Source organism: Caulobacter vibrioides, assembly GCF_002310375.3.
Lineage (GTDB): Bacteria > Pseudomonadota > Alphaproteobacteria > Caulobacterales > Caulobacteraceae > Caulobacter > Caulobacter vibrioides_D.
Genome location: NZ_CP023315.3, coordinates 441,123 through 466,915, shown reverse-complemented (window position 1 = coordinate 466,915; position 25,793 = coordinate 441,123). Strand labels below are relative to the sequence as shown.

Below are 25,793 nucleotides of genomic sequence, written 5' to 3'. Positions count from 1 at the left end.
CCAAGCCTCATGGTAGCGGTCTCAGAGACTTGCGCGCCCGTACCGGCCAAGCTCAACTGAGGCCATGGTCGAAACCCTCTCCGCGTCTAAAGCGCGACGCATAGCGCTGGCGGCGCAAGGCTTCGGCCGCCCTCGCCCCATCCAGCCTGGGAAGCGTCATCTGCTTTCGACGATCGAGGCGCTGGGTGTGGTGCAGATCGACTCGGTCAACGTCGTCTCGCGATCCCACTACCTGCCATTCTTCTCCCGCCTGGGCGCCTATGACCGCGGCCTGCTTGAGGACCTCGCCTGGGGACGCAAGCCCGCACTCGCCGAATACTGGGCCCACGAAGCGTCCTTGACCCCGCTGGCCACTCACCCCTTGCTTCGCTGGCGAATGCAGGACGCCCGCGACGGCGCCGGGGTCTGGAAGAACGTCGCCGGTTTCCTGCGCAGCCACGCTGACTTTATCGATCAGGCGCTCGACGCCGTAGACCAGCGCGGGCCGCTCGCCGCGTCGGAGTTGGACCTTGGCGCGAAGGGCGAGGGCGGCTGGTGGGGCTGGAGCGAAGGCAAGCGCGCGATGGAATGCCTGTTCTGGACAGGCCGCCTGACCACCGCCACGCGTCGCGGCGCCTTCGAGCGCGTGTACGACCTTCCCGAACGGGTCCTGCCCAAGGCCATTCACGAGGCCCCGACGCCTGAGCGGGGGGAGGCTTGCCGCGCGCTGCTCAGGATCGCCGCAAAGGCGATGGGCGTCGCCACGGAACGAGACCTGCGCGACTATTTCCGCCTCAGCTTGAACGATGCGCGGGAGGGCGTCGCCGCCCTGGCGGCCGAGGGCGAACTGATCCCCGTCACGGTAGGGGGCTGGGACCAACCGGCCTATCTCACGCCCGAAGCCCGCCGCCCCCGCGCGATCAAGGCCGCCGCCCTGCTCTCGCCATTCGACAATCTGATCTGGTTTCGCGAGCGCACCGAGCGATTGTTCGACGTCCGCGTACGGCTTGAGATCTACACGCCGGCCCACAAGCGCACGCACGGCTACTATGTCCTGCCGTTCCTGCAGAACGAGGCGATCACCGCGCGCGTGGACCTCAAGGCCGATCGAAAGGCCGGCGCGCTGCTTGTGCTCGCCGCGCACGCCGAACCGCAGGCCAACGATGAGACGGCGCGAGCGCTGGCCCAGGAACTGGCGCTGATGGCCCAGTGGCTCGGCCTTCGTCGAGTCGAGGTCAGGCCCGTCGGCGACCTTTCCCCCGCCTTGGGTTCGGTTGTCGGCTCTCAAGCCGAAGATGGCTCGACCCGACTGTAAACCATTGTAAAAATGCCGCCTCAGGTCGAGCGAGCAAGGGCGGAGCAAGGTACAGATGAATGGCTGGACGCCTGCTCGTCGCCCCACCGACAGAGAGTCGCCCGCGGCGCGTTCCGCTCCCCCGCGGGACGCGCCACTTCCCAGCGTAAGTGAGCTTATGAAAGTCGCCCTGCTCGACGACGACCAAAGTCACAACGCGCTTGTGGCTTCGGTTTTGGACCCCGCCGGCTTTGTCTGCACGAGCTTCACCACGCCCTCGCGCATGCTGGCCGAGCTGCGCAAGCAGACCTTTGATCTGATCATCCTGGATTGGAACATGCCCGAGCTGTCGGGCGTGGAGACGCTGAAGCTTCTCCGCGAAGATCCAGCGACCGCTCCGCCGGTGCTGCTGCTGACAAGCCGCTCGGTGGAAGCCGATCTCGTTGAGGGTCTGAACGCCGGTGCGGACGACTACATCGTCAAGCCACTGCAGCCGCAGGTGCTGCTGGCCCGCGTCAACGCCGTGGTTCGCCGCATCCATCGGCCGCCTTCGCAGCCCCAGAGCGAACAGTACGGCCAGTACCGGCTCGACCCCGGGGCCCACACCGCCAGTTGGAACGGGCAGGTCGAAACCCTGACACCCAAGGAATTTCAGCTGGCCTCGCTGTTGTTCAGCAACCTGTCGCGTCCGCTATCGCGAGAATACCTGCTGCGGCGCATCTGGGGGCAGAGACCAGACCTGGAGACCCGCACGCTCGACGCCCACGTGTCGCGCCTACGCTCCAAGCTGCATCTTCGTCCCAGCAACGGTTTCCGGCTGAGCACCGTCTACGGTTTCGGCTATCGTCTCGAGGCGTGCGATCCGGATACGGCGGGCGGGGGAGACTGAGCATGATCAAGGCCGCAGGCGCGAGCCTCTTGGTTCTGGCGCTGTCCGGCGCTGCGGGCGCCTGGGCGCAAACCGCGCCCGCCGAACCGCCGGTGGCCTATGTGGTCAAGCCCGGAGACACCTTGATCGGCCTGGGCCAGGCTTATCTGAACCGACCTAGCGACTACCGCCGGGTTCAAAAGGCCAATGGCGTGCAAGAGCCGCGACGCCTGCGCCCTGGTTCGCGGCTGAACATCGACCCCAACCTTTTGAAATCGACGCCGATCGCCGCGACGCTGTCGGCCTTCACCGGCCCCGTTCAGATCGAGACGAACGGTCAGCGGACCCCCGCGCGCGTCGGCATGCCTCTATCGGAGGGCCAGTGGATCATCACCGGTCAGGGCGCCTTCGCCACCTTTGAGCTTGAGGACGCCTCGCGGGTGACCCTGCCCTCGAACACGCGGGTGCGGATCGCGAAACTGCGTCAGGTCCTGATCAACAACGCCCCGCAACGGGTGTTCCAGTTGGAGCAAGGCAAGGGAACCATCTCGGCCACCCCGACGCCGACGCCTGGCGCGCGCTTCGAGGTGCGCACCCCCGTCTCGGTCTCGGCGGTCCGCGGGACAGAGTTCCGCGTCGGCGCCAGCGCCGACAAGGCTCAGACCGAGGTCCTGAAGGGGGCTGTCGGCGTCGATGCGGGCGCGAGCGCCACGGACAATGCGCCAGTCCAGGCCGGGTTCGGCGTCAGCGCGTCGGCAGGCGGTGTCGGCGCGCCGGTTGAGCTGTTGCCTGCGCCCAAGCTCGGCGCCGGGGGGCAAACCCAGAGCGAGGCCCTGGTCAGCTTCAGCCTGGAGCCCGTGGAGGGCGCGGCGTCGTACCGCCTTCTGCTGGCCCGTGACGCCGGCTTCATCGACATCTTTGCAGAGGCGACGACCCAGACCACCTCCCAACGAAATCCGATCGCCGACTTTGGTCAGGTCGCGAATGGCACCTACTTCGTTCGCTTGACGGCCCTCGATCCGGGCGGCCTCGAAGGCTTCCCGGCCGACTACAGCTTCGATCGCGACCTCAATACGCTGGACGCCGCACCGCCTAGCGACAGCCGCGACGGCAAGCATCGCAAGTTCCTGTTCCGTTGGAGCGCCGCGGGCGAAGGGGTTCGGAACTACAGGTTCCAGATGTTCGCCGAGGGCGAAACCAAGACCCCGGTCGTCGACCAGCCAGGCCTGACCGAACCGCACCTTACGCTCACCGATCTGCCTCCTGGCGCGTATGCCTGGCGGGTGACGGCGCTGCGTTTCAAGGACGGCGTCCTGACTGAGAAGCAGGGGCCGCTGCAACAGCTGCAGATCGGTAAGTGAAACCGTCGGAGGCCCGACCATCACGCCCCGGCGAACGGCGGCTTTCGTGGCTGTGGCTAGCGGTCGTCGCCAGCCTGATGTTCGCGCTCTTGGCCGCCCGTCCGGCCAGTCGGGTCGACAATCTCCTCTATGACGTCCTGGCGCGCGCCAATACACGCCCCGCCGATGACTCCATCCTGATCATCGACATCGACGATCGCAGCCTCGCCAGAATGGGGGCTTGGCCCTGGGCGCGCGAAACGCATGCACGAATGGTCGACCAACTGACTGAGGCCGGCGCACGAACCATCGTCTACGATGTGTTGTTCAGCCAACCCTCGCGCGATCCCGCGCAGGACCGCGCGCTCGGCGACGCCATCGCCCGATCGGGACGGGTCTATCTGCCGGAGTTCCTGGCCGGCGGCGGCGAGAACGCGCCGTCGCGCATCGTCGGTTCGATCCCCGAGATCGCCCGGGGCGCCGCCGGTGAAGGCCTGGCGCACGTACGCTTCGACGACGACGGCGTGGTTCGACGGATGGCGCCGTTCGAGCCGAACGGACCGAACCTCAAGCCTGACCTGCTGACCGTGGTCCATCGCGCCACCCGTCCGCCCGGCTCGCCGGACGTAACACGCGGGCAAGACCAGACCCTGCTCATCGCCTTCGCCGGACCACCATCGATCTACCGCCATGTCAGCTTCGCCAGCGTCCTCGACGGCGAGGTGCCTAGGGAGCTGATCGCCGGGCGCACGGTCTTCGTGGGCCTCACCGCGCCAGGCCTAGGCCCCGCCTTCCCCACACCCGTCACGCCGGACGCCGCCAGCATGACCGGCGTGCAACTGCAGGCCAGCATTCTGGATGCGCTACGCCATGGCCGCATGATCAAACCGGCGGGCGCATGGAGCCGGGTGGCCTTCAGCTTGACCTTGCTATGGCTCCTGATGATTGGCTTCCTGGCCTTGCCGCCACGCGCCAATCTCCTGCTGACGATCGGCCTCTGCGCGGTCGGCTTGGCCTATTCGGCCGCTCTTTTCTGGCTGGGGCACATCTGGCTATCGCCTGTCGCCACGGTCGTCGGGCTGATCCTGGTCGCTCTGCTTTGGGGGTGGGGCCAGTTGGGGCGCGTCAACGACCTGATCGGGCGCGAATTGGCGCGCGTTCGGTCGGTCGTGCGCGGACGGGGCGCGACAGCGACCGCGTTCGTCGGCGATGTCGTCACGCGTCAAGCCTCCAGTCTCGGCGAGGCGATCACGCGCATGGACGATCTGCGCCGCTTTTCCGCCGACGCCCTGTTCAGCCTCCCCGACGCCACCTTGGTGGCGAATGAGGCCGGTCGCGTGATCGCCGCGAACGCTGCGGCCCAGACGCTGCTCAAGCCTTTTCAGACCCCCTTGAACGGGTCCTCGCTGGCGGATCTGATCAATCTCCTGGATCCCCTCGGCCGGCGCTTCGAACTCGATTGGCCGCAGGCGACGGATCGCCATGACCCGATCGACTTGCACCTGCCCGACGGTCGGGCCTTTCAGTTGCAGACGGTCCTGCGTCGCGATGAACAGGGCGCGCCGGCAGGGTGGATTGTGCGCCTAGCCGACATCTCGATCCTCACCGCCGCGATGCGTCAGCGCGAGCAGGCGCTGCAGTTGCTGACGCACGACATGCGCTCGCCGCAGACGTCGATCCTGGCCTTACTGGCCACCACGCCCGACCTGCCCCAAGAGACGTCGGATCGCATCGCCGCCTATGCTCGCCGCACGCTCGCCCTGGCCGACGGCTTCGTTCAACTGGCCCGCGCCGAGGTGACGCCGGTCTCGCTGGAGCCCTTGGACCTGGCCGACGTGGCGGTGGAGGCGATCGACGAGGTCTGGCCCCAGTCCGTGCAGCGCAAAATCCGTATCGAGCAAATCGGCGGCGAGACCCCGATGATGGTTCTGGGGGATCGGAGCGTATTGGCGCGAACCCTGGTGAACCTGCTGGGGAACGCCGTGAAGTATAGCCCGCCGGGATCGGCGATCACCGTCACCCTGTCAGAGCAATCCTCGCCCAGCGGACCCGTTGTTTGCGCCGCCATCGCCGACCAGGGGCCCGGCTTCTCGCGCGAGGAGGCGGCCACCGCCTTCCGTCCCTTTCAGCGGTTCGAGCGTCCTGGCCACGCGCTGACCGGAAACGGCGTCGGCCTCGGATTGGCGTTCGTGCAGGCGGCCGTCGCGCGACATGGCGGTGAGGTCTCGTGCCGGAGCGAACCGGGCGTCGGCGCGGAATTCACCGTGCGGCTGCCACGGCACGGCGTCTCCAAGACCACCTAAGGCCGGCCGGCGCCTTCCAGGGCGTCGAGCAGGCGCTTGGCGACCGCCGTGGGCGGCTCGTCGCGGACGCGCGTCGAAGACCACGCGATGGTCTTGCCGCTCCGTGCGTCGATCACGGCCAGGGTGACCGCGCGCTTGCCTTCGGTCCTCGCCCAGAAGCGCCACCACGGCGCCGCGTCAGGCGCGCTGCGCCAGGCTTCCAGCTCCAAGGCGTCGGCGGCGCTGGAAACGCCAATGCCTGGGAGCGGCTGGGCTACGCCGACCTGCACCAGAAAAAGCGGCGCGCCATTGCTTGGCGACGCGCCCAGCTGTTCCAGGACGCCCTGCTGGATCGCCCGCACATAGAGGTCTTTCGCGCCGCCGGCATGACCGCCATGGGCTGCCACGGACGCCCCCGTGATGGGCGTCAAATCGCCCTGCCCCACCGCGCGCGGCGACGCACAGGCGCTCAGAAGCCCCGCACACAGCGCCAGGAGGACTATCGGTTCACGCATTGTCCCTCGCCCTTGAAGGCATGGCGGACGCTAACACAGTTGCGAGGTCACCTCAGCAACAGCCGTAGTACTGACCAGCCCCACGCCATCACGCCCCAAAGCGCCAGGGACACCAAGACGCTCACGAGCATCAGGACACCGCGAGGCAAGCCGCGCTTTGGCTGGCGATCAGGACGCTGCGCCCGCCGAAAGACCGATCGGACGGTCTGACCTGGCGTCGAAACCGACCGCCAGGCCGCCGCCGGCGCTGACGGAAATGGCCGAGCATCTATCCTGCGTGGCGTCATGACGCTCCCCACCAGATCTCGAACCATAGTTAAGGGGCATGGACGACGCTCGACCAGAGGCGGCGGGGCCTGTTTTACAAAGCCTTACATTGCGCCGGAGCCCGCTTGATCGCCCGCGCGGCGCGACGAGTCGCTCATCGCGCGATGGCTGTAACTTTGCATCGTCTTTCGGCCAAAAAGATGGATATTGCTGCGCTTCGAAGGGGTGGCGATGGTTGCCGAACGTGAGTGATCTATTGAGCGAGACCGACTCGCCCAAGGCCGTGTTGCTGGGCCTCTACGCGCACAAGCGGGCCAATCTGGTGCGCTTCTTCGCCGCGCGCCTGAACTCGCGCGCGGAGGCCGAAGACCTTGTCCAGGACCTCTATATCCGAATCAGCGTGATGGAGATCTCGGGCCCCATCGACAGCCCCTCGGCTCTGCTTCATCGCATCGGATCGAACCTGATGCTGGATCGGTTGCGCAGCCAGAAGCGCTCTGGCGCGCGTGACACCGACTGGCGCGAAGCCAACACCATCGTCTTGGCGGGACAGGACGTGGCGGACCAGCCGGCGGCGGATGAGATCGTCGACAGTCGCCAGCGCCTACGCGACCTGATCGAAGCCGTCGGGGAGCTCCCGGAGAAGACCAGGCAGGCGTTCAGCTTGCACAAGCTCGAAGGCCTAGGTCATGCCGAGACAGCCCGAAGAATGAACATAAGCGTCAGTACGGTCGAAAAGCATATCAGCTCGGCCTTGGCGACCCTGACGAGGCGACTTCGTTGATTTATGAACTGTCACATGGGGGACCGGCCTTCTTGGCGACGTCGAGCCTTTTGGGGATGATGGATCCTCGTTGGAGCCACACCGGATGAGCCGGTCAGCGCAACATCTGCAGGAGGCGGCCGATTGGCTGACCCGCTTGCAGCGCCCGGAGGCAGGGGAGGCCGACTGGCTAGCGTTCGACACCTGGCTCAGCGAGCCCGGCGCGCAAGAGGCGTATGACGCCGTGCAGGCTGTCGACGAGGAAATCTTCCAGCGAGGCGCGGCCGTGCGGGGGGCACTGGCCGAGCCCAGGCGTGTCGCGGCCAAGCGACCCTTCTCGATCGACTGGCGCTGGCTGGGCGGTCTGGGGACGGTTGCGGCCGCGGCCGCCGTCGCGCTGGTGCTGGCGCCGTGGGGCGAACTCCTGCCCCAGCCAGACACGCTGTATTCGACGGCCAAGGGCGAGACCCGAACGGTTCAACTGGCCGACGGCAGCCGCATCGACCTCAATACGAACACCCATCTTGCCGTACGCCTAGAAGAGGACGCCCGCCGGGTCACCGTGCACGATGGCCAGGCGCTGTTCGAGGTGGCGCGCGATCCCAGCCGCCCCTTCCTGATCACTGCGGGCGAAGAAACCGTGCGCGTCGTGGGCACGAAATTCGATGTGCGTCGACGCGATGGCCAACTGTCCGTGACGGTCTTGCGGGGCTTGGTGGAAGTCTCGACCGACGGAACGGACAAGGCGATCCTGGTCCGGCCCGGTCAGATGCTGGAGCGTGTCGAGGGCGGCAAGGGCGCTGTGGTGCGGACCGTATCGGCCGAAGACCAGTTGGGCTGGCGCTCAGGGCGGCTGGTCTATCGTGACCAGACCCTCGGGCGCATAGTCGACGATCTCAACCAGTATTTCGATCGCCCGCTGCGCCTGGAAGGCGAAAACACGGCCAATCTGAGATTTTCCGGCGTATTGATCGTCGACGGTCAGGATGCGATGGTCCGTCGCCTATCCAGCCTATTGCCGATTTCGGCGACGCCGACGGATGACTCGATTGTTCTGCGCGGAAGGCCGTCTTCGTCAAACTAGCGCCTTGCGCCAGGTTCGACCCTGAGACGCGCCCGCTTCCTTTTCGCCGCCACCGCTCTGGGTCTGGGCGTACACACCTCTGCGGTCGCCGAGGAAGCCCGCGTGCGCCTGGATATTCGCAAGGCCACCGCCCCTGAAACCCTGATCGAACTGGGCCTGCGCATGGGTGTCAGCGTCGGCGGAGTCGAGGCCTGCAATGGGCCCGCCCGTCCGCTGATCGGAACGTTCGGGCTACGTGAAGCGCTGGACCGCGCCGTAGAGTCAACGAGCTGCGTCTACAGCTTTGTCGACCCGCGAACGGTGAGGTTCTCGCCACGCCCGCCGACAGCGCCCCCTCAACTGCGGGCGTCAGTCGCGACGCGATCGGGCGCCGAGGCGGTGGCCTGGCTTGCGCCTCTGACCGTCAGCGCCGGCAAGCGACCGCTGCGGCTTGGCAGCCTTCCCGGCGGCGTCAGTGTCATCGGATCAGAGCGGCTGCGAGATTCGGGCGCGGGCGACACCGGAGCCGTAGCGCGGCAAACCGCCGGGTTCATCACGACCAACCTCGGGGCGGCCCGGAACAAGATCCTGCTTCGAGGGCTGTCGGATGGAACGTTCACAGGACGGACCCAGTCGACCGTCGGAACCTATCTCGACGATGTTCCGGTCAACTACAACGCCCCCGACCCTGACCTGCGGCTGATCGACGTCGACCGCGTCGAAATCCTACGCGGTCCGCAAGGCGCGCTCTATGGGGGCGGATCGCTGAGCGGGATCTACCGCATCGTCACCCGCTCTCCTGAGCTCAACGTGTTCTCGGCGTCGGCGGGCGCTGCCGCCGCGAGCACCGAGTCGGGCTCGCCCAGCTATCATTTCGAGGGCGTGATCAACGTGCCGACCAGCAGCGCCTCGGCCGGCAGGATCGTCGTCTACAGCGACAAGGACGGCGGCTATCTCGACGACGTCAACCTACGCCTCTCGAATGTCGACAAGACCACGCGGCGGGGCGCTCGCGCGGCCTGGCGATGGGATCACGGCGACTGGCGGATCAAGCTGGGCGTCGCGCGGCAAAGCGTGTCCTCGAAAGACACCCAATATGTCACGCTCGCCGCAGGGGGGCCACGCCGCGCGAACCAGGTCCGGGAAACCCACCGCAACCGCCTGGGGCAAGCCTCTCTGAAGATCGGCGGCTCGGGCGATTGGGGCGCCTTCGAGTCGGTTACGGGCTATATCAGCCACCGCTACGCCAGCCGCTACGACGCCACCCTCTCCCTCAGCCAGTTCTCGGAAGGGGCCTTGGAGCTGGGGCTCTACGATGAGAGCGCGCGACTTCAGATGGTGGTCGAAGACCTGCTCTACACCGGCCCCGCGATCGGCCGGCTTCGCTGGATGCTGGGCGCGTTCATCTCAACCACGATCGAGGATAGCGCGTCGGAGTTGCGCGCGCGGGCGGGCGGGATGTCCCTGGGCCTCTACAACGAGGATCGCAAGGATCGACTGAACGAGTCCGCGCTCTACGGCGAAGCCACGCTCGACCTCGGCGCAGGCTGGAAGGCCGCGCTCGGCGGTCGCGTATTCAACACGACGGCGCACACCCGCTCCGCCGTACTCGTACCCTCGCCTGGGCAGTCACGCGATCTGGATGAAGAGGCCTCCTTTAGCGGCTTCTCTCCAAAGCTTTCCCTGCAGCGGGACCTCCCCGACGGCGGACTGATCTACGTCCTGACCTCCGAAGGATATCGGGCTGGCGGCTTCAATTCCGGCGGCCTTCTGAAGCCCAGCGAGTCGCGTCGGATGTTCCACCCCGACCATTTGCGGAACTACGAGGTGGGCCTGTCGCTCAATCCATTGGGCGGCCGCGTGAACATCCGGACGGCGCTTTTCGTCGTGGATTGGCGCGATATCCAGACCGATCAGTATTTCGGGTCCGGCCTATCCTACACCGCCAACATTGGCGATGGACGCAATCGCGGCGTCGAGGTCGAAGCCTCATGGCGGATCACGCCGCGCCTCGCGATCAGCGGCAACGCCCTGTTCAACAAGCCGAAGCTGACCCGCATCGAACCGGGCTATGGAATTACCGACACTGCGCGGCTGCCGGGCGTGCCGGACGTGTCGTTTGGCGGCCTGGCCGTCTACCAAAAATCGCTGACACCCTGGGCCTTGCTCATGCTGACCGCCGAGACGGGCTATGTCGGCAAGTCGCAACTGACCTTCGACCCGAGATACTCGCCCTCCATGGGGGGCTACTACACCGGCAGGCTATCGGCGCAGGTGTTGACCGGCGGATGGCGAGCCGCGCTGTTCGTCAGCAATCCGTGGAACAGCTCCAGCGACACCTTCGCCTATGGCAATCCCTTCAGCTTCGGCCAGGTTCGCCAGGTGACGCCTCAACGACCTCGCACCTGGAGCCTCAGCCTAACGGCGGACTTCTAAGGGCGTTTGTGCAACACCCCAACGCCCGCAGGCTGGCGCTTAGACCGGCTCCGGACGATCGCGGAGGCACTCGCCGATCGCCCGCGCGCAGCCTGGGATCCCCAGGGCGCCGACAAACGACATGGCTACGGCGCAAACCAGCATGATGGGTTGGAAGATGCGCATCGGGTGAGTCTCCACGCGGCGTTCGTCTGGTTGCAGTGTGCCGCAGTTGTAAGACGGAACCTTGACGGTTGTTCCGCTCTCGAACGAAAAAAGTTCCGGGTCCGGCTCCCGGCCTATCGTCGCCCGAGCGCGTAAGCCTGTCTCACCGCTTCGATCCTCGCGAGCTTGGCGTGCAGAGGGGCCCAATCATCCGCCTGCGCGATCGGCGCCCAAAGCGCCTCAACCTCGTCGATGATCATCTCCTCGGGCTCTTGGTGTTCGAAGACCGAATGCGTCAGTCGCTCGGGGCGATCGGGCTCAAAGTCCGCGAACCTTCCACGCAGCGCGATGAACGCTTCGCTCCCATAGAGCTGTGCGCGCGGCCCTTGAAGCGCCCGCGCCGCCGACGCCTCGCCGCCGAACCAATCGAAGAAGAAAGGCTCCCAGCGCAGCGCCTCACCGCCATCCGCCAAGGCGCGGAAGGCGGCGTTGACCAGCGTCGTGTCAGCCGCCGCACCTTGGCTCTTCAGGCCCAAGCGGTCCAGCATCGCACCGCGCAACGCCGCACGGTAAAGGTCCGAAAAGCTGTTCAGTGCGTCCAGCAGACCCGCCTGGTCCGTCACCAGGCTCAGGCATCCGGCCAACTGCTGCAGGTTCCAGAAGACCGCCTCGGGCTGGCGTCCAAAGCTGTAAAGCCCCGAATGGTCGAAGTAGGCGGCGACGAAGTTCGGGTCGTTCTGCGGCAGGAACCGCCAAGGGCCGTAGTCAAAGCTCTCGCCCGTGACCACCATATTGTCCGTGTTCAGAACCCCGTGCACGAAGCCCGCCGACATCCAGCGCGCCAGCAGCCGCGCGCTCGCCTCGACCACCGCCCGCATCAGGACGGCGGGGCGATCGGGCTCGTCGGCAAGGCCGGGAAAATAGATCTCGACGACATGGTCGACCAGCTGAACCATCAGGTCTCGGCGCTCGAGATAGGCGAGGCGCTGAAAGGTCCCGAAGCGGATATGGCTGTGCGAGAGGCGGGTCAGCACCGCCGACCGCGTGGGGCTGGGCTCGTCGCCCCGGGTCAAGGCCTCGCCCGTCTCCACCAGGGAGAAGGCTCTTGAGGTCGGCACGCCCAGCGCCTCGAGAAAGCTCGCGGCGAGGATCTCGCGAACCCCACCCTTCAAGGTCAGCCGACCGTCGCCCGCCCGGGACCAAGGGGTCTGGCCGGAGCCCTTGGTGGCGAGGTCCAGAAGGCGATCGGTCCCGGCCTCGCGCAACTGGCCGAACAGAAAGCCGCGCCCGTCGCCCAGGTCAGGATTGTAAACGCGAAACTGATGCCCGTGGTAGCGCATAGCCAAGGGGTGGGGCTGGTTGTCCGGCAAGGGCTGGAAGCGGCCAAAGTGCCGCAGCCACTCGTCATCGCTCAGCGCCTCCAACCCCACCGAGGCCGCCGCCCGGTCGTTTCGGAAGCGTAGGCGCGTCTCGGGGAAGTCCGCCGGCGCAACCCGATCGGCGAACGCCTCGCTCAAGGCCTGGAAACGCGGATCGGGACGGTAGACGGGCGACAGACTCATGCACGCCACATGAGTCTGTCGCTCGCGCGGCGCAAGCCCCTTTCGAATATCGATGACGGCGCTCGAACGCTGTCGCTTCCCGGCAACAGCGCCCCTTGGAACCCTTCGCCACAAGGGATTTCACTTGCCGACGCCAGGGATGGCGCCTAACCCTTGGCTATCCATTCGAACAGTCGTTCGACGGACCAACGAAAAACAAGCCGGAGGCGGGCAAGCGCTTTCGGCCAACGAACCGAGGTAGGAAATGCGCTTTTCCCAGGTGCTTTGCGGCACTGCGTCCGCTGTTGTCCTCGCCGGTCTTGGCGCCACGAGCGCCGCGCAGGCTCAAACGAGCGACGCCCAAACCGTCGATAGCATTATCGTCACCGCCCAGAAGCGGGAACAAAACCTGCAGGACGTTCCGGTGGTGGTCACCGCCGTCGGCGCCAAGCTGCTGCAGGACACGGGCGTGCGGGACATCAAGGATCTGACGATCCTGACGCCCGGCCTGACGGTCACCTCGACCTCGTCAGAAGCCTCGACCACCGCGCGCGTCCGCGGTGTCGGCACCGTCGGCGATAACCCCGGCCTGGAAAGCTCGGTCGGCGTGGTCATCGACGGCGTCTATCGCCCCCGTAACGGCGTCGGCTTCGGCGACCTGGGCGAAATGGAACGCATCGAAGTGCTGAAGGGCCCGCAGGGCACCCTGTTCGGCAAGAACACCTCGGCGGGCGTCATCAACGTCGTCACCAAGGAGCCCGAGTTCGGCTTCGGCGCGAACGCTGAAGTGACGCTGGGCAACTACAACGCCAAAGGCGTGTCCGGCTCGGTGACGGGCCCGCTGATGGGCGACAAGTTGGCGGGACGCCTGTATGTCGCCGCGCGCGAGCGTGACGGCTACAACGACGTGATCGTTGGCAACGGTCCCTCCCAGCGCAAGCAGGACGCGGACCAGAACTTCTACACGGTGCGCGGCCAGCTGCTGTTCGTTCCCGATGATCAAGCGACCTTCCGCGTCATCGCCGACTACAGCCGCCGCGACGAAAACTGCTGCGGCGCGGTGCAGATCCGCACGGGTCCGACGGCTGGTATCCTGGGCGCTGTTTCGGGCGGGACCGCCCTGGCCCCGACCGCCAATCCGTTTGATCGCGTCGCCTACTCGAACCGCGGCGCGCCCGCCAAGATCGAGGACAAGGGCGTCTCGCTGCAAGGCGACATTGATCTGCCGATCGGCTCCCTGACCAGCATCTCGGCCATTCGCCAATGGCGCACCGACAACGGCCAGGACGGCGACTTCACCACCGCCGACATCACCTATCGCAATAAGGACGGGACGAACTACTCGCAGTTCACGACCTACAGCCAGGAACTGCGGCTGGCCGGCAAGTCGGACAAGTTCGACTGGATGTTCGGCGCGTTCCTGGCCGACGAGCGTCTTGAGAACCGGGCTAACTTCCTGTTCGGCAACCAGTACGAACAGTATCTGGGTCGCCTCCTGTCGGGCACGGTCGCGCCGGGCGGGGTTCCGAACTTTATCGCACTCCTCCTGAACCGCGCGCCGAACACCTCATTCACGCCGGGCCAGGGCCTCTACGACCGGTACAATCAACGCGCCACCACCGTTGCTCTGTTTACGAACGACACGTGGCACGTGACGGACGCGTTCGAGATCACGGCGGGCCTGCGCTACACGGCCGAGAAAAAGGAACTCGCTACGTTCCAAACCAACAGCGATGGCGGCGTCGGCTGCGGCACGGCCCTGTCGGCCGCCGGCCAGGCCCGCATCGCGAGCATCGTCGGCGCGGCCGCGGGTACGATCATCGGCAACCTTTGCCTGCCCTGGGCCAACCCGCAGTTCAACGGACGCGGCACGAACCAGGAGCGTACGGACAAGGAGTGGAGCGGCACCATCAAGGCGTCGTACCGCTTCTCGCCGGAGGTCTTCACCTACGCCTCGTTCGCGCGCGGCTATAAGGGCGGCGGCTTCAACCTCGATCGCACCCAGTCGTCGAATGGCCTGCCGTCGGGCGGCGCCGGCGTGACCCCGATCTTCGACACGTCGTTCCCGGCCGAGTTTGTGGACAGCTACGAGCTGGGTATGAAGAACACCCTCTTCAACCGGACCGTCCTGTTCAACGTCAGCCTCTTCCAGCAGAAGTTCACGGACTTCCAGCTGAACACGTTCCTGGGCACCTCGTTCGTCGTGCGCTCGATCCCCGAGGTCACGTCGAAGGGCGTCGACGCGGACTTCATGTGGTTCACCCCGGTGCGCGGCCTGGTCGTCCAGAGCGGCTTCACCTACGCCGACACCAAGTATGGCAAGCAGCCGATCCCCAACGATCCGGGCAACGCCCTGGCGCTTCTGCCGGGCAGCAACCTGTCGTTGGCGCCCAAGTACTCTGGCTCGGCTTCGGTGACCTATGAGACCCCGGTCGGCGACAACCTGAAGGCTCGCTTCAACATCGGCGCGAAGTACTCGTCGGAATACAATACGGGCTCCGACCTGTTCCCGCCGAAGGTCCAGAAGGCCTATACGGTGGTCAACGGCCGCGTGGCCCTGGGTCGCGACGACGATCGTTGGACCGTCGAACTCTGGGGTCAGAACCTGCTGAACGAGAAGTACATGCAGGTGGCCTTCAACGGCCCGCTGCAAGGCGGTTCGGGTCTCAGCGCCACCCAGAAGACCTATAATCCGGCGCTGGACACCATCACGTACAATGCGTTCCTGGGCGCCCCGCGCACCTACGGCGTGACCCTGCGCTCGAAGTTCTAGTTCTGCCGGGAGGGGGACCGGCGGCGCCAGCCGCGCCGCCGGCTTTCGGAAGAGGGAAGGGCGATCCGCTTGGCGGGTCGCCCTTTTTCCTTGTCCGGAGGGGTTTCGGATCGCCGCGTCTCGCCGCAGCATGCCTGTGGGGATTCGCTTTCGAGCCCGGAGGCACGCCGATGAAGACCATTCGCTTCCTCGGATTTTGGATCTGTCTCGCGCTGGGGCTGGCCCTCGGCGCGCTGAGCCAGCGCCCGCCCGCGCCCGTTCCGGTCAGCGCCCCTGCGACCGCGTTCTCGGCGGATCGCGCCATGGCCGATGTCGCGGCGATCGCCCAGAGGCCCCACCCCACCGGCTCGGCGGAGATCGTCAGGGTTCGCGATCACCTGCTGGCGCGGATCAACGCGCTACGGCTTGAGGTGTCGGTCCGCCCCGGCGAGGGGTTCTCTGAGCAGGGCAAGGACGGCCGCGCGCTGAGCGCCGCCGCGGTGCAGAATCTGGTCGGCGTGCTGCCGGGCAAAGATCGAAGCCTGCCGGCCATCCTGGTGATGAGCCACTATGACTCGGTGCACAATTCGCCCGGCGCGGCGGACGATGCGTCGGGAACCGCCGCCGCCCTGGAGATCGCCCGCGCCCTGAAGGCCAGCGGGCCGCACGCCCGGGACGTGATCTTCCTGTTCACGGACGCCGAAGAGGCGGGCCTGCTGGGCGCCGACGCCTTCTTCGCGCGCGATCCGAGCCTCTCGCGGGTCGGTCTGGTGGTGAACATGGAGGCGCGCGGCGACGCCGGTCGCGCAGCGATGTTCCAGACCGGCCCCGGCAACGGCGCGCTCATCGGCGTCTTCGCCCGCGAGGCCAAGGTACCGTCGGCCAACTCGATGGCTTCGACCGTCTACGAAAAGATGCCCAACGACACCGATTTCACTCATGCGGTGAACAAGGGGCTGCCCGGACTGAACCTGGCCTTCATCGACAACCAACTGGCCTATCACACGCCGCTGGCTCGGCCGGACCATCTGCAACGCGGCAGCCTGCAGCACATGGGCGACCAAGTGCTGCCGACGGTTCGAGCGCTGGCGAACGCGCCGTCCCTGCCCGCCAAGGCGCGGAACGCCATCTATTCCGATGTCCTGGGCCTGTTCCTGATCAGCTACCCGCCGGTGGGCGGTTGGGTGCTGCTGGCGATCGCCGCCGCCCTGGTGGCCTTCTCGGCCTGGCGCGCGCTGGCCGGACGTGGCGCGACCGGCTGGGAGCTCGCGCGGGGCGCGGCCGGCCTGCTGCTGACCGCCGCCAGCGCGGGCCTGGTGCTGCATCTGGTCGGCCGACTGCTGATGATCGACGGCGTCCAGCGGTACTACGGACTGCTGACCCGCTTCGACTTTCTTCTGTGGGGCGCGGGCCTGCTGGCGGCGGCGACGGGGCTGGGCGTCGCCACCGCTCAGGCGCGGGGCGCCCGGCGGATCATTCCGTGCGTCGCTGCGCTGGTTCTGGGCGGCGCCTGCAGCCTGGTCGGTGGTTTCGATCCGATCGGCCTTGGTCTGGGGCTGGCGGCCTGCGTTCTGGCCGCCTTGGCGCTGGGCTTCCGCACCGAGGTGCTGGGCGCGTGGATCGGCGGCATGATCGTGGTGCTGCTGCTGGCGATCGCCGCCCAGGTCCTGGCGCCGGGCGCGACGGTGATGCTGACTTGGCCGCTGCTGGTCGCCGCAGTCGGCGCGGCGCTGGTCATCGGAATCGGTGGGACCCGGGACAAGCGGGTCGCCATGGCCTTGACCACCGTCGTCGGCCTGCTGGCGATCCTGTCAACCGCCCAGCTGGCCGCCTGGGGCGCCTGGACCTTCGCCGGCGTGGGCCTGATGGAGCCGGCCGTGCTGGCGCTGTTCGCCATGCTGGCCGCGCCGGCCCTCTCGCCGCTGGCCCACGATTTCGCCGCGACCCGTTGGGCCTGGCGCGCCGCCGGGATCATGGCCCTGGTCGGCGTGGCGCTCACCGCCAACGCGGCGCGTCTCGGCGGTGAGCCTTCGCGTCCTGCGATCACCCAGGCCCTGCACGTCGCCGATCTGTCCACCGGCAAGGCCTGGCGCGTGGCGGGTCTGACGCAGCTGGACGCCTGGACCCGCGCCGCCCTGCCGGACGACGGCGGGTCCGCGCCCCGCCAGCAGACCCTGGCGCCGTTCTGGCGGGAACCGGTCTGGATGTCGGAGACCCGCGCCGTTCCGGTCGCCAGCCCGCAGCTGACCGTCGACCGGGCCGAAGACCGCCTGCTGATCCGCCTGATCCCCGCGCCAGGCGCCGAGGTGGTGAGCCTGCGTCTGCGGCCGAGCACGCCGCTCAGCCAGCCGCGCCTGAACGGCCGGCCGATCACCCTAGCGACCAAGGCCGGCGCGTGGTCGAGCTTGACCTATCATGCGCCCGATCCGAACGGGATCACGCTGAGCTTCACGACCGCCGGCCCCGGACAGGTCGAGGTCGCCGCGCTGGAGCACCACGACGGCTGGCCCGCCCTGGCCAAGACCCCGCCGCCCAAGCCTGCTGACCTGATGGCCTTTGGCATGTCGGACAAGACCGCCGTGCTGGTGCGCGCCGGCCTGTCCTGGTGATCGCTAGACCGTGAAGATCCCCTCGCCCGGCGTCTTGGCGTGGAGCGCCTCGACGCGGTCGGCGCGGCGCTCCAGGGCGCAGCGCTGGTTGACGTAGCCCTTGTCGGTGATCTCGCCCGCGTCGATCGACGGCGGATCGGTCAGGATGGTGAAACGCGCCACCCTCCGCGAGGAACCGCCGGCCGAGGCGTTGAAAGCCGCCAGACGGTCCTTGAGGATCGCCACCAGCTTCTCCAGCGGCGTTCCGGGCCCAGGATCGGCCACCAGGGCCGCCAGCCCCGCGGGCGAAGGCCAGAGCATCGCCCCGATGAAGGCCTTGTCCTGGCCGGTGATCACCGCGTCGTGGATGTAGGGGCTGCAGGCGGCCACCAGATCGGGCCGCAGCACCCCGACGCTGACCCAGGTGCCGCTGTCGAGCTTGAAGTCTTCGGTCACCCGACCGTCGAAGACGAGACCCTTGGCCGGGTCCTCCGGATCGACGAACCGCGCCGCGTCGCCCAGCTTGTAGAAGCCCTCCTCGTCGAAGGCCGCCGCCGTTCGCTCGGGGTCCTTGTGATAGCCGGCCGCCACGGTCGGCCCCTTCACGCGGACCTCGTACTTCGACCCGCTGGGCGCCAGCTTTAGCTGGATGCCCGGCAGCGGCAGGCCCACCAGCCCGACCCGCTCGGTGATCCAGTGGGTGACGGTGATGCCTTGCGTTTCGGTCGCCCCGTACATGGTGGTCAGCGGGATGCGATGCCCGGTCTCGGCCACGGCCAGGGCCTGGATGCGCTCATAGACGTCATTGCTCAGAGTGGCGCCGCCATAACCCATGTAGCGCAGGTTCTTGAAGAACGAGCGCCGCAGCACAGGATCGTTCTCCATCGCCTCGGCCAGCATCGAGAACGCGATCGGAGCCGAGCCGAACACGATCGGCGAGACCTCATAGAGGTTCTTGATCGTGGTCTCGAACATGCCCGGCAGCGGCTTGCCCTCGTCGATATGCAAGGTGCCGCCGCTCCAGATCACGGCGTTGAAGCCGATATTGCCCGCCGAGATGTGGCTCCAGGGCATCCATTCCAGGCTCTGGGGAACCTCCTCGGTGGGAACGTCGGTGCGCAGCCCTTCCTGGCCGGCGATCACGCCCGCCATCATGCCGTGGGTCTGGGGCACCGCCTTGGGCAGACCCGTCGAGCCCGAGGTGAAGAGATACTTGGCCACCGTTTCAGGGCCGACGGCCTCGCGGGTCGAGCCCACGGCGGCGGTCGGCGCGGTCGCGGCGACCTTTGCGAAGGCGAGCGCCCCCTCGCCGGCCCCGTCGGCGGTGATCACCAGGAGGCTGGGGTCCAGGGCCTTGAGGGTGGCCAGGGCCCCGGCGAACATCGCCCCGCTCTGGGCGAAGACGACGCGCGGCGCGACCTTCTCAAAGCAGTGCTTGAGCTTGGCGTGGTCGGTCGAGATCAGGCTGTAGGCCGGGCTGATCGGCGCCGCCGGAACTCCGGCCGTGTAGGCGCCCAGCGTCATCAGGGCGTGCTCGATCGAATTGCCCGACAGGATCATGACACTGTCGTGGGGCTGGAGCTTCTGATCGATCAGCCACTGGGCGATGCCCTCGACCGCGCGATGCGCCTCGCCATAGGTGACGCCGCGCCAGGGACCGTGGTTCGGTTCGCGCTGCTTCAGGTAAGGCCGGTCGGGATGTTCGGCGGCCTTGGCGGCGATCAGGTGGGCGATCGAGCGCGGCCCTTCGCCCGGCGCATGGTTGGAGGTGATGACGATCGAGCCGTCCGGCCGCCGGTCGACCGATACTTCCGGACCTTTCATGGCCAGCGGCTTGAACGGAGCGCTGGAGACGTCGCGCGGAGGCGACGCGCCATCGGGTGGCGTCATGGTCTCACTCCCTAGGTTATCATTGTTCTGTTGGGAGTGACGTTAGCTGAACCCCGCCGCGCGGCAAGGTTGATGTTCAGAAATCGCGCTTCAGGCGCGCGGTCGTCGTCGCGCTGCGCGGGCTGCGGTCTCGGCGGCGGTGACCTGGGCGGCGAAGGCCACGAGGTCGACGCCGAACCGCGCGCCACAGTCGCAGTCGATGACCGGCAGCATTCGCACCGCTTCGATGCGGGCCGGCGCCTGTCCGCCGCAGTGCGGGCAGGTGAAGTGCAGTTCAACGCCACCCACGTCCAGACCCGCCATGTCGGTCCCTCGCGCTTGCGTCCCCGACTCAGAGGAGATCACGACAACGATGACAGTCGCCACCCAGACTGCGCCATGCGGCGCTTTGTCCGAGGGGGCGAGTAGTGATCACGCGATCCCCAGACCTCGCCAGCACGGCAGCACCGTGTCGGCGAAGCCGACGGCCTGGCCGTGCAGGGCCGCGATCGCCGCTTCCCCGCCCAGCGGCGCGCCGTCGACCACCAGGGCTTGGCCCTGCTGGGCCAGGCGGTCGGCGGCGAAGCTCGCCCATTCGCGCGGGCCGCCGCCCTCCTGCAGGGCCAGCCAGAACATCTGATGGAAGCGCGAGGCGCCCACCGAGCCGCCGGTCGCCGGCGCCGCCAGGAAGCCCAGATCCGTCGCCTCGGCCGCGCGTCGCGCCAGCTCGCGGTTCAGGGCCCGGGCGGTCCCCGTCGCGCGCGCCGTCGCCTGCGCCGACTGGGCCGGTTGCACCGCGCCCTGGCTCATCAAGAGGATCAGGGCCGTGGTCAGCTGCGGCAGGGTCGAACCTTCCGGCATGGCCGCCTCGATATCGCCGATCGTCCGAGGCTGGCCGTCGGCCAGAAGATCGCGGATCGCCTCGTGGGCCGGACCGCCCATGACCATCTCTGCATAGGTCCCGCGCGCCTTATCGGGCCATTCCGCCGCCGGACGGGCCAGGGCCACGCGCTGGTCGCGGATCGCCCGGCGCTGGTCGGCGGCGGCCAGGGCTGAGGCCCCGCGCAGCCAGTAGTCCCGGCGGAACTGGGCCTGCACCGCAAAGTCGCGGAAGGTCTCGCGCAGCGACGGGTCGGGCAGCTCGCGCAGGAAGCCGATCATGTCGGGCGACAGGTTCAGCTCGTCCACATGGTCGGACGCATAGGCCGAGGCGGCGAACGACAGCTTGGCCGAGGACAGCCGCGCCTCGACCTCGGCGAACCACATCGGGACCCAATCACGGTTCATGTATTCGTGGACCAGATAGGCGCGGTCCTGGCGCATCACCGCCGCCAGCCGGTCGGTCACGCCCGAATTGATCCGCGAATAGACGGGATCCAGGTCAAAGAACCGCTTCATGGTCGACAGGGCCGCGTCCAGGTTGGCGGCGGGGCCAAGACCCGGCGCGCCCAGCGTCTCGGCGTGACGCTTCATCAGGTGGCGCAGCGGCCCGGCCAGGGCCCAGCCCGGCTGGGTGTTGTAGGAGATATAGACGAGGCCCCCGGGCTTGAGCCGCCGGCGCAGGAAGGCGACGATCTTGTCGCGCGCGTCGTCATTGACCCAGCTCCACACCCCGTGCAGCGCCACGAAGTCGAACTCCGGCAGACCCGGCCGCGCGGCGAACTCGTCAAAGGCGTCGTCGAAGAAATTGGCCTTGGCGCCGCTGGCGGCCACCAGGTCGCGGGCGAACACCGCCTGGGCCGGGGCGAAGTCGCAGCCCCACCACTCGATGTCGGGCTGCGTCGCCGCATGCACCGCCGCCGAACAGCCCTGGCCAAAGCCCAGTTCGCAGGCGGTTTCGATCTTCGGGGCCCGCAGCCCCTTGGTCAGCAGCGGCAGGGCCGCCCGCACCGGGTTCAGCTCGGGATAGCAGCCATAGGTGTAGCCGGTCTCGACCACATAGCCGGCGCTCCAGTCCTCGTTCATGTGTGCTCCCCCGAGTCGTTTGCGAACGGTGGGCCGGGCCAGCGGCGGGGGCAAGGGGCGCGCTCCGGGTTTCTCCCTTCCCCTTGATGGGGAAGGGCCGGGGATGGGGTGACTGCGGAGATGGCGGCGGCGCTAGGCTTCTGACGCCGCGATCACCCCACCCCTACCCCTCCCCATCGAGGGGAGGGGCGCGCGTTTCATCGACCTCACGCGGCTGGCCTCTGAAGTTCAGTGGGGACGCTCAGCCGTGCTCGCCGATATAGGCGCGCACCGCATCAAGGTTCGCCCCGGCCCGGTCGACGGCTTCGTTCAGAGCCTCTTCGGTCACCTGCAGCACGTCGGTCCAGTAGCGCACGGCCTCGGGCTCCTGGACGTCGATCCGGGCGGGCGCGGGGATGGGATGGTCGTCGGCCATGGCGGTCTCCTCTTCCCGGAGTCCAAGCCGACAGGCGCGGAGATGGTTCCGTCCGCGCGCGCGCCCTGTTCTCCCCTGGGGAGAGGATTTCGCGCTAGAACCAAGAATGAAATCGGGCGCAGCCCACCGCTACCGCTTCTTGCCCAGCTCCGCGGCGATGTCCTTGGTCATGCGCCCGACCTTACGGTGGGCGGCGGTGATCTGGTCGCGGGTCACGCCCCAGCGCTTCATCCAGTACTCGACGGCCTGGCGCTCGGAGAGGTCCAGGCGGTCCTTGTCGATGAAGCCGCGCTTGTCTTTCAGGCCGGCCATTATCGGGTCATCCACGGTTTGGAGTTTCCCGCCGCGATGCCGGCGGCCTGCTGCCGCTGAAACTTCCCGCCCCGCGGCGGCTTGGGCCGCGCGTCGAGCGCCGCCTGTTTAAGGCGCAGAGCGCGCTGGATCGGAGTCTCGTCAAGGGGGGCTTCGGGGGGCGGGACGGCGGTCATGAGAACAGCTTACGCGAATCCCTCTCCCAGAGGGAGAGGGTGGCCGCGAAGCGGTCGGGAGAGGGGTTTCACCCGCCCCGCGCGTCCCGCAGCGCCGCCAGAATGTCGTCCGCCGTCCCGCCAGGATCGGCCAGCACCCGTTCGTTGCGAAACCTCAGCACCCCGTAGCCGAACCGCTCGAGCGCCTCGGTGCGACGGGCGTCATAGTCCTCCCGCCCCTCATGCGCCGCGCCGTCCAGTTCGACGATCAGCCGGGCCTGCTCACAGACGAAGTCCGCGAAATAGCCGCCGATCGGAACTTGCCGCCGGAACTTGAACCCGCCCAGCCGGTGCGCCCGGACCAGGCCCCACAGGGTCTTCTCAGCCAGGGTCTGGGATTGCCGCAGGCGGCGAGCGTTAGAGGTGGCGTCCATGGCGGGAGGATGGGCTCAACCCTTGGACGCATTCAACAACAGGAATCGGGATTTCTCATCTTCGATCCCTCTCCCGGCGGGAGGGGGCGGGCGACGCGAATCCCTCTCCCAGAGGGAGAGGGTGGCCGCGAAGCGGTCGGGAGAGGGGTTTCAAAGCCCTGCCGGCGCTCCGGCGGACGGCTTACCCCCTCTCCCCGGCCCTCTCCCCATGGGAGAGGGAGGTGTTGGCGAAAACAAGAAGGGCGGAGCCTCGCGGCCCCGCCCTCTCCGTCTAACTCAGCAGAAGCCGCAACCCCTACTCCGCCGCCACCTTCGCCGAGTAGCCGAGGATCGCCTTCGTCTCCAGGAACTCGCCGAACGCGTGGTCGCCCCATTCGCGGCCGTTGCCGCTCATCTTGTAGCCGCCGAACGGGGCCATCATGTCGGGGCTGGCGCCGTTCAGGTTCACCTGGCCGGCGCGCAGCTTGCTGGCCACCTTGCGGACCGCTTCGGGATCGCCGCCCGAGACATAGGCCGCCAGGCCGTACTCGGTGTCGTTGCCGACGGTGACAGCTTCATCCACCGTGTCGTAGCCCAGGATCGAGACGACCGGGCCGAAGATCTCTTCCTTGGCGATGGTCATCTCGTTGGTGACATTGGCGAAGACGGTCGGCTTGACGTAGTAGCCCTTGTCCAGGCCCTCCGGACGGCCCACGCCGCCGGTGACCAGGGTGGCGCCCTCGTCGATGCCCTTCTGGATCAGGCCCTGGATCTTGTTCCACTGGGTCTCGGAGACCACCGGGCCCATCTTGTGATTGCCGTTCGGGTCGCCGACCGTGTGGGCCTCGGCGGCCGCCTTGGCGATGGCGATCACCTCGTCCATGCGCGCGCCCGGCACCAGCATGCGGGTGGGGGCGTTGCAGGACTGGCCCGAGTTCATCATCACCGAGGCGATCCCGCCGCCGACCGCGCGCTGGAAATCAGCGTCGTCGAGGATGATGTTGGGGCTCTTGCCGCCCAGCTCCTGGTGGACGCGCTTGACGGTTGGGGCGGCGTTCTTGGCCACCTCGATGCCCGCCCGGGTCGAGCCGGTGAACGAGACCATGTCGACTTCCGGATGGCTGGACAGCGCCGCGCCGACCGTGGGGCCATCGCCGTTGACCAGGTTGAACACCCCGGCTGGAACGCCGGCGGCGTGCAGGATCTCGGTCCAGATATAGCCGCTGAAGGGCGCGATTTCCGAGGGCTTCAGCACCATGGTGCAGCCCGTGGCGATGGCGGGAGCCACCTTGCAGGCGATCTGGTTCACCGGCCAGTTCCACGGCGTGATGAAGGCGCAGACGCCGATCGGCTCTTTCACGATCCGGGTCGTGCCGCGGTCTTCCTCGAACTTGTAGCCCTTGAGCACCGCGGCGGCGGTCTGGACGTGGCCGATGCCCATGGCGGCCTGGGCGCGCTGGGCGAGCCACGCGGGGGCGCCCATCTCCTCGGTGATGGCTTTGGCCATGTCCTCGAAGCGCTTCTGGTACTCGGCGACGATGCGCTCGAGGATGTCGATGCGCTCTTCGCGGCTGGTTTGGCTGAAGGTGGCGAAGGCCTTGCGGGCGGCGCGGACGGCCTTGTCGACGTCGGCTTCCGAGCCCATCGAGATGACGCCGCAGACCTCTTCGGTGGCCGGGTTGATGACGTCCAGCGTCTTGGGCGCGGCCGGGTCGACCCAGGCGCCGTCGATATAGAACTTCGTATACTCGCGCATGCCTTCGCTCCTGCCCTGTGGGTCCGCTCTAGTTGGGAGACGCGGCGGACGGTTTCAAACAGCCATTTAATGTGATCGGCGTTCAGGTGGGAAGGGGTCGTGGATAGGAATCCCTCTCTCTTTGAGAGAGGGCGGGGCCCGCCGCCGCAGGCGGTGGGAGGGTGAGAGGTTTCACTCTGACCGGAAAGTCGCGGACGTCTGGCGCATCGCCTTCTCAGGAGAGACCCTTACCTCTCACCCTCCCACGCTTCGCGTGGGTCCCTCCCTCTCTCAAAGAGAGAGGGAAACTTTCACCACATCGGATCGGTCTCTTCCCCGTGCAGCGCCTCGGCGATGCGCTTGCGGGTGGCGCGGGTGGTTTCGTCGGGCAGGTCGTGGGGATCAAACCAGCCGACCGCATGAATCTCGCCGGCCGCGTCCGACGGACAGGGCTCCCAGGTCTCGACGCGGTAGAGCAGCACGTGGTCGCCCGGATGCAGCACCTCGTTGCTGTGGGCCGAAACCAGGCGCGGCCGCGACAGGGCGCGCACGCCCGCCTCCTCGGCCAACTCGCGGATGACGGCGGTCTCGGCCGTCTCGCCGCGCTCGACCCCGCCGCCGGGCAGGTACCAGCCCTTGATGTAGGTGTGCTGGATCAGCAGGACCTTGCCGTCCGCGTCGGTGACCACGGCCCGCACGCCCAGCGTCAGACCGCGCGCCAGACGGAACCACGCATAGACCAGCGGGCGGGTGAAGGGTTCGATGCGGCGACGCCAGAGCATGGGGTGGTTAAATCCTGCCTCAGCCACCGTGTCATCCCGGAAGCCTCGCGAGAGGCTGTCCGGGACCCAGGGGCGGCTCGCACGGCGCTCTGGCGCCCCCTGGGTCCCGACTCTCCGCGCTTCGCGCTACGGCCGGGATGACACCGGGGAGAAATACGCAGCCGCCCGTGCTTGCGAACAGCGGCCTGCGCCTTTAAAGCCCAATCGACCACTTTCTCTTTCGGAGCCGCGCCATGATCGCGATCGGTGTCATCGCCCTCTTCCTGGCCGTCGTCATGGGCCTGAACCTGACCGAGTTCGGCCGCGTCGACTAAG

The 25,793-nt window shown here is 67.6% G+C and carries 22 protein-coding genes and 1 pseudogene; 11 read left to right on the top strand and 12 right to left on the bottom strand.

All coding sequences use genetic code 11. From position 1 onward, the window contains the following. Window positions 1–64 precede the first annotated feature (64 nt). From CA606_RS02245 to CA606_RS02230, 4 genes are read left to right on the top strand one after another with little or no spacing between them, the layout of a single operon-like run. A complete protein-coding gene (locus CA606_RS02245) occupies window positions 65–1,294 on the top strand; it encodes a winged helix-turn-helix domain-containing protein (RefSeq protein WP_096052579.1) in 1,230 nt (409 codons plus the stop codon). Window positions 1,295–1,349: 55 nt separating this feature from the next. After that, on the top strand, window positions 1,350–2,162 hold the full coding sequence (locus CA606_RS02240; RefSeq protein WP_181242740.1) for a response regulator transcription factor: 813 nt from the start codon (window positions 1,350–1,352) through the stop codon (window positions 2,160–2,162). Next, window positions 2,129–3,502: a FecR family protein gene (locus tag CA606_RS02235; protein WP_096052581.1), complete on the top strand. Its 1,374-nt coding sequence runs from the start codon at window positions 2,129–2,131 to the stop codon at window positions 3,500–3,502. The genes CA606_RS02240 and CA606_RS02235 overlap by 34 nt, the downstream gene beginning before the upstream one ends. Beyond that, entirely contained in the window at window positions 3,499–5,784 is a 2,286-nt protein-coding gene (locus tag CA606_RS02230) for a CHASE2 domain-containing protein (RefSeq protein ID WP_096052582.1), read from the top strand. Before CA606_RS02235 ends, CA606_RS02230 begins: the two co-directional genes overlap by 4 nt. On the opposite strand, the gene CA606_RS02225 is transcribed toward CA606_RS02230, so the two are convergent. Next, entirely contained in the window at window positions 5,781–6,170 is a 390-nt protein-coding gene (locus CA606_RS02225; protein ID WP_233282171.1) for a hypothetical protein, read from the bottom strand. The genes CA606_RS02230 and CA606_RS02225 overlap by 4 nt on opposite strands. Window positions 6,171–6,801: 631 nt before the next feature. Here CA606_RS02225 and CA606_RS02220 point away from each other — a divergent pair. The 3 genes from CA606_RS02220 to CA606_RS02210 all read left to right on the top strand — a co-directional run bounded on the left by CA606_RS02220 (window position 6,802) and on the right by CA606_RS02210 (window position 10,807). Continuing rightward, on the top strand, window positions 6,802–7,329 hold the full coding sequence (locus CA606_RS02220) for an RNA polymerase sigma factor (protein ID WP_096052584.1): 528 nt from the start codon (window positions 6,802–6,804) through the stop codon (window positions 7,327–7,329). Between the two features lie 85 nt (window positions 7,330–7,414). Then, window positions 7,415–8,392: a FecR family protein gene (locus CA606_RS02215; RefSeq protein ID WP_096052585.1), complete on the top strand. Its 978-nt coding sequence runs from the start codon at window positions 7,415–7,417 to the stop codon at window positions 8,390–8,392. 102 nt (window positions 8,393–8,494) lie between these two features. After that, window positions 8,495–10,807 carry a TonB-dependent receptor gene (locus tag CA606_RS02210; RefSeq protein WP_096052586.1) on the top strand — a complete coding sequence of 771 codons (2,313 nt, stop codon included), beginning with the start codon at window positions 8,495–8,497 and terminating at the stop codon, window positions 10,805–10,807. 39 nt (window positions 10,808–10,846) lie between these two features. Here CA606_RS02210 and CA606_RS02205 read toward each other — a convergent pair whose 3' ends face one another. Further along, window positions 10,847–10,972, bottom strand: coding sequence for a hypothetical protein (locus tag CA606_RS02205; RefSeq protein WP_096052587.1), 126 nt, complete (start codon window positions 10,970–10,972; stop codon window positions 10,847–10,849). Window positions 10,973–11,085: 113 nt separating this feature from the next. Next, on the bottom strand, window positions 11,086–12,513 hold the full coding sequence (locus CA606_RS02200) for a protein adenylyltransferase SelO (RefSeq protein WP_423752939.1): 1,428 nt from the start codon (window positions 12,511–12,513) through the stop codon (window positions 11,086–11,088). Window positions 12,514–12,757: 244 nt separating this feature from the next. Here CA606_RS02200 and CA606_RS02195 point away from each other — a divergent pair, with 244 nt between their 5' ends. Further along, on the top strand, window positions 12,758–15,265 hold the full coding sequence (locus CA606_RS02195; RefSeq protein ID WP_096052589.1) for a TonB-dependent receptor: 2,508 nt from the start codon (window positions 12,758–12,760) through the stop codon (window positions 15,263–15,265). A 170-nt stretch (window positions 15,266–15,435) separates the two neighbouring features. Continuing rightward, window positions 15,436–17,853, top strand: a complete 2,418-nt coding sequence (locus tag CA606_RS02190; protein WP_096052590.1) for a M28 family metallopeptidase — start codon at window positions 15,436–15,438, stop codon at window positions 17,851–17,853. 3 nt (window positions 17,854–17,856) lie between these two features. Here CA606_RS02190 and CA606_RS02185 read toward each other — a convergent pair whose 3' ends face one another. The 3 genes from CA606_RS02185 to CA606_RS02175 all read right to left on the bottom strand — a co-directional run bounded on the left by CA606_RS02185 (window position 17,857) and on the right by CA606_RS02175 (window position 21,666). Further along, entirely contained in the window at window positions 17,857–19,722 is a 1,866-nt protein-coding gene (locus CA606_RS02185; protein ID WP_096052591.1) for an AMP-binding protein, read from the bottom strand. Between the two features lie 90 nt (window positions 19,723–19,812). Next, the gene (locus CA606_RS02180) at window positions 19,813–20,088 is read right to left on the bottom strand and encodes a hypothetical protein (RefSeq protein ID WP_096052592.1); all 276 of its coding nucleotides are present in this window, start codon (window positions 20,086–20,088) and stop codon (window positions 19,813–19,815) included. Between the two features lie 45 nt (window positions 20,089–20,133). Beyond that, window positions 20,134–21,666 carry a class I SAM-dependent methyltransferase gene (locus CA606_RS02175; protein WP_096052593.1) on the bottom strand — a complete coding sequence of 511 codons (1,533 nt, stop codon included), beginning with the start codon at window positions 21,664–21,666 and terminating at the stop codon, window positions 20,134–20,136. Between CA606_RS02175 and CA606_RS19820 the strand changes: the two are divergent. Then, a pseudogene (locus CA606_RS19820) lies at window positions 21,665–21,769 on the top strand (hypothetical protein); the annotation flags it as partial. The gene CA606_RS02175 and the pseudogene CA606_RS19820 sit on opposite strands and share 2 nt — an antisense overlap. 138 nt (window positions 21,770–21,907) lie before the next feature. On the opposite strand, the gene CA606_RS02170 reads toward CA606_RS19820, so the two are convergent. From CA606_RS02170 to CA606_RS02145, 6 genes are all read right to left on the bottom strand, one after another. Next, on the bottom strand, window positions 21,908–22,081 hold the full coding sequence (locus tag CA606_RS02170) for a DUF3606 domain-containing protein (RefSeq protein WP_096052594.1): 174 nt from the start codon (window positions 22,079–22,081) through the stop codon (window positions 21,908–21,910). A gap of 129 nt (window positions 22,082–22,210) precedes the next feature. Then, the gene (locus CA606_RS02165) at window positions 22,211–22,393 is read right to left on the bottom strand and encodes a DUF3606 domain-containing protein (protein WP_047413801.1); all 183 of its coding nucleotides are present in this window, start codon (window positions 22,391–22,393) and stop codon (window positions 22,211–22,213) included. After that, window positions 22,393–22,569 carry a hypothetical protein gene (locus CA606_RS02160; protein WP_096052595.1) on the bottom strand — a complete coding sequence of 59 codons (177 nt, stop codon included), beginning with the start codon at window positions 22,567–22,569 and terminating at the stop codon, window positions 22,393–22,395. Before CA606_RS02160 ends, CA606_RS02165 begins: the two co-directional genes overlap by 1 nt. 68 nt (window positions 22,570–22,637) lie before the next feature. Next, window positions 22,638–22,982 carry an endonuclease domain-containing protein gene (locus tag CA606_RS02155; protein ID WP_096052596.1) on the bottom strand — a complete coding sequence of 115 codons (345 nt, stop codon included), beginning with the start codon at window positions 22,980–22,982 and terminating at the stop codon, window positions 22,638–22,640. A gap of 295 nt (window positions 22,983–23,277) precedes the next feature. Next, complete coding sequence (locus tag CA606_RS02150) at window positions 23,278–24,717, bottom strand: aldehyde dehydrogenase family protein (protein WP_096052597.1); 1,440 nt, start codon at window positions 24,715–24,717, stop codon at window positions 23,278–23,280. A 290-nt stretch (window positions 24,718–25,007) separates the two neighbouring features. After that, complete coding sequence (locus CA606_RS02145) at window positions 25,008–25,478, bottom strand: NUDIX domain-containing protein (protein WP_096052598.1); 471 nt, start codon at window positions 25,476–25,478, stop codon at window positions 25,008–25,010. 233 nt (window positions 25,479–25,711) lie between these two features. Between CA606_RS02145 and CA606_RS02140 the strand changes: the two genes are divergently transcribed. Further along, window positions 25,712–25,792, top strand: coding sequence for a hypothetical protein (locus CA606_RS02140; RefSeq protein WP_181242879.1), 81 nt, complete (start codon window positions 25,712–25,714; stop codon window positions 25,790–25,792). The last annotated feature ends 1 nt before the right edge of the window (window position 25,793 follow it).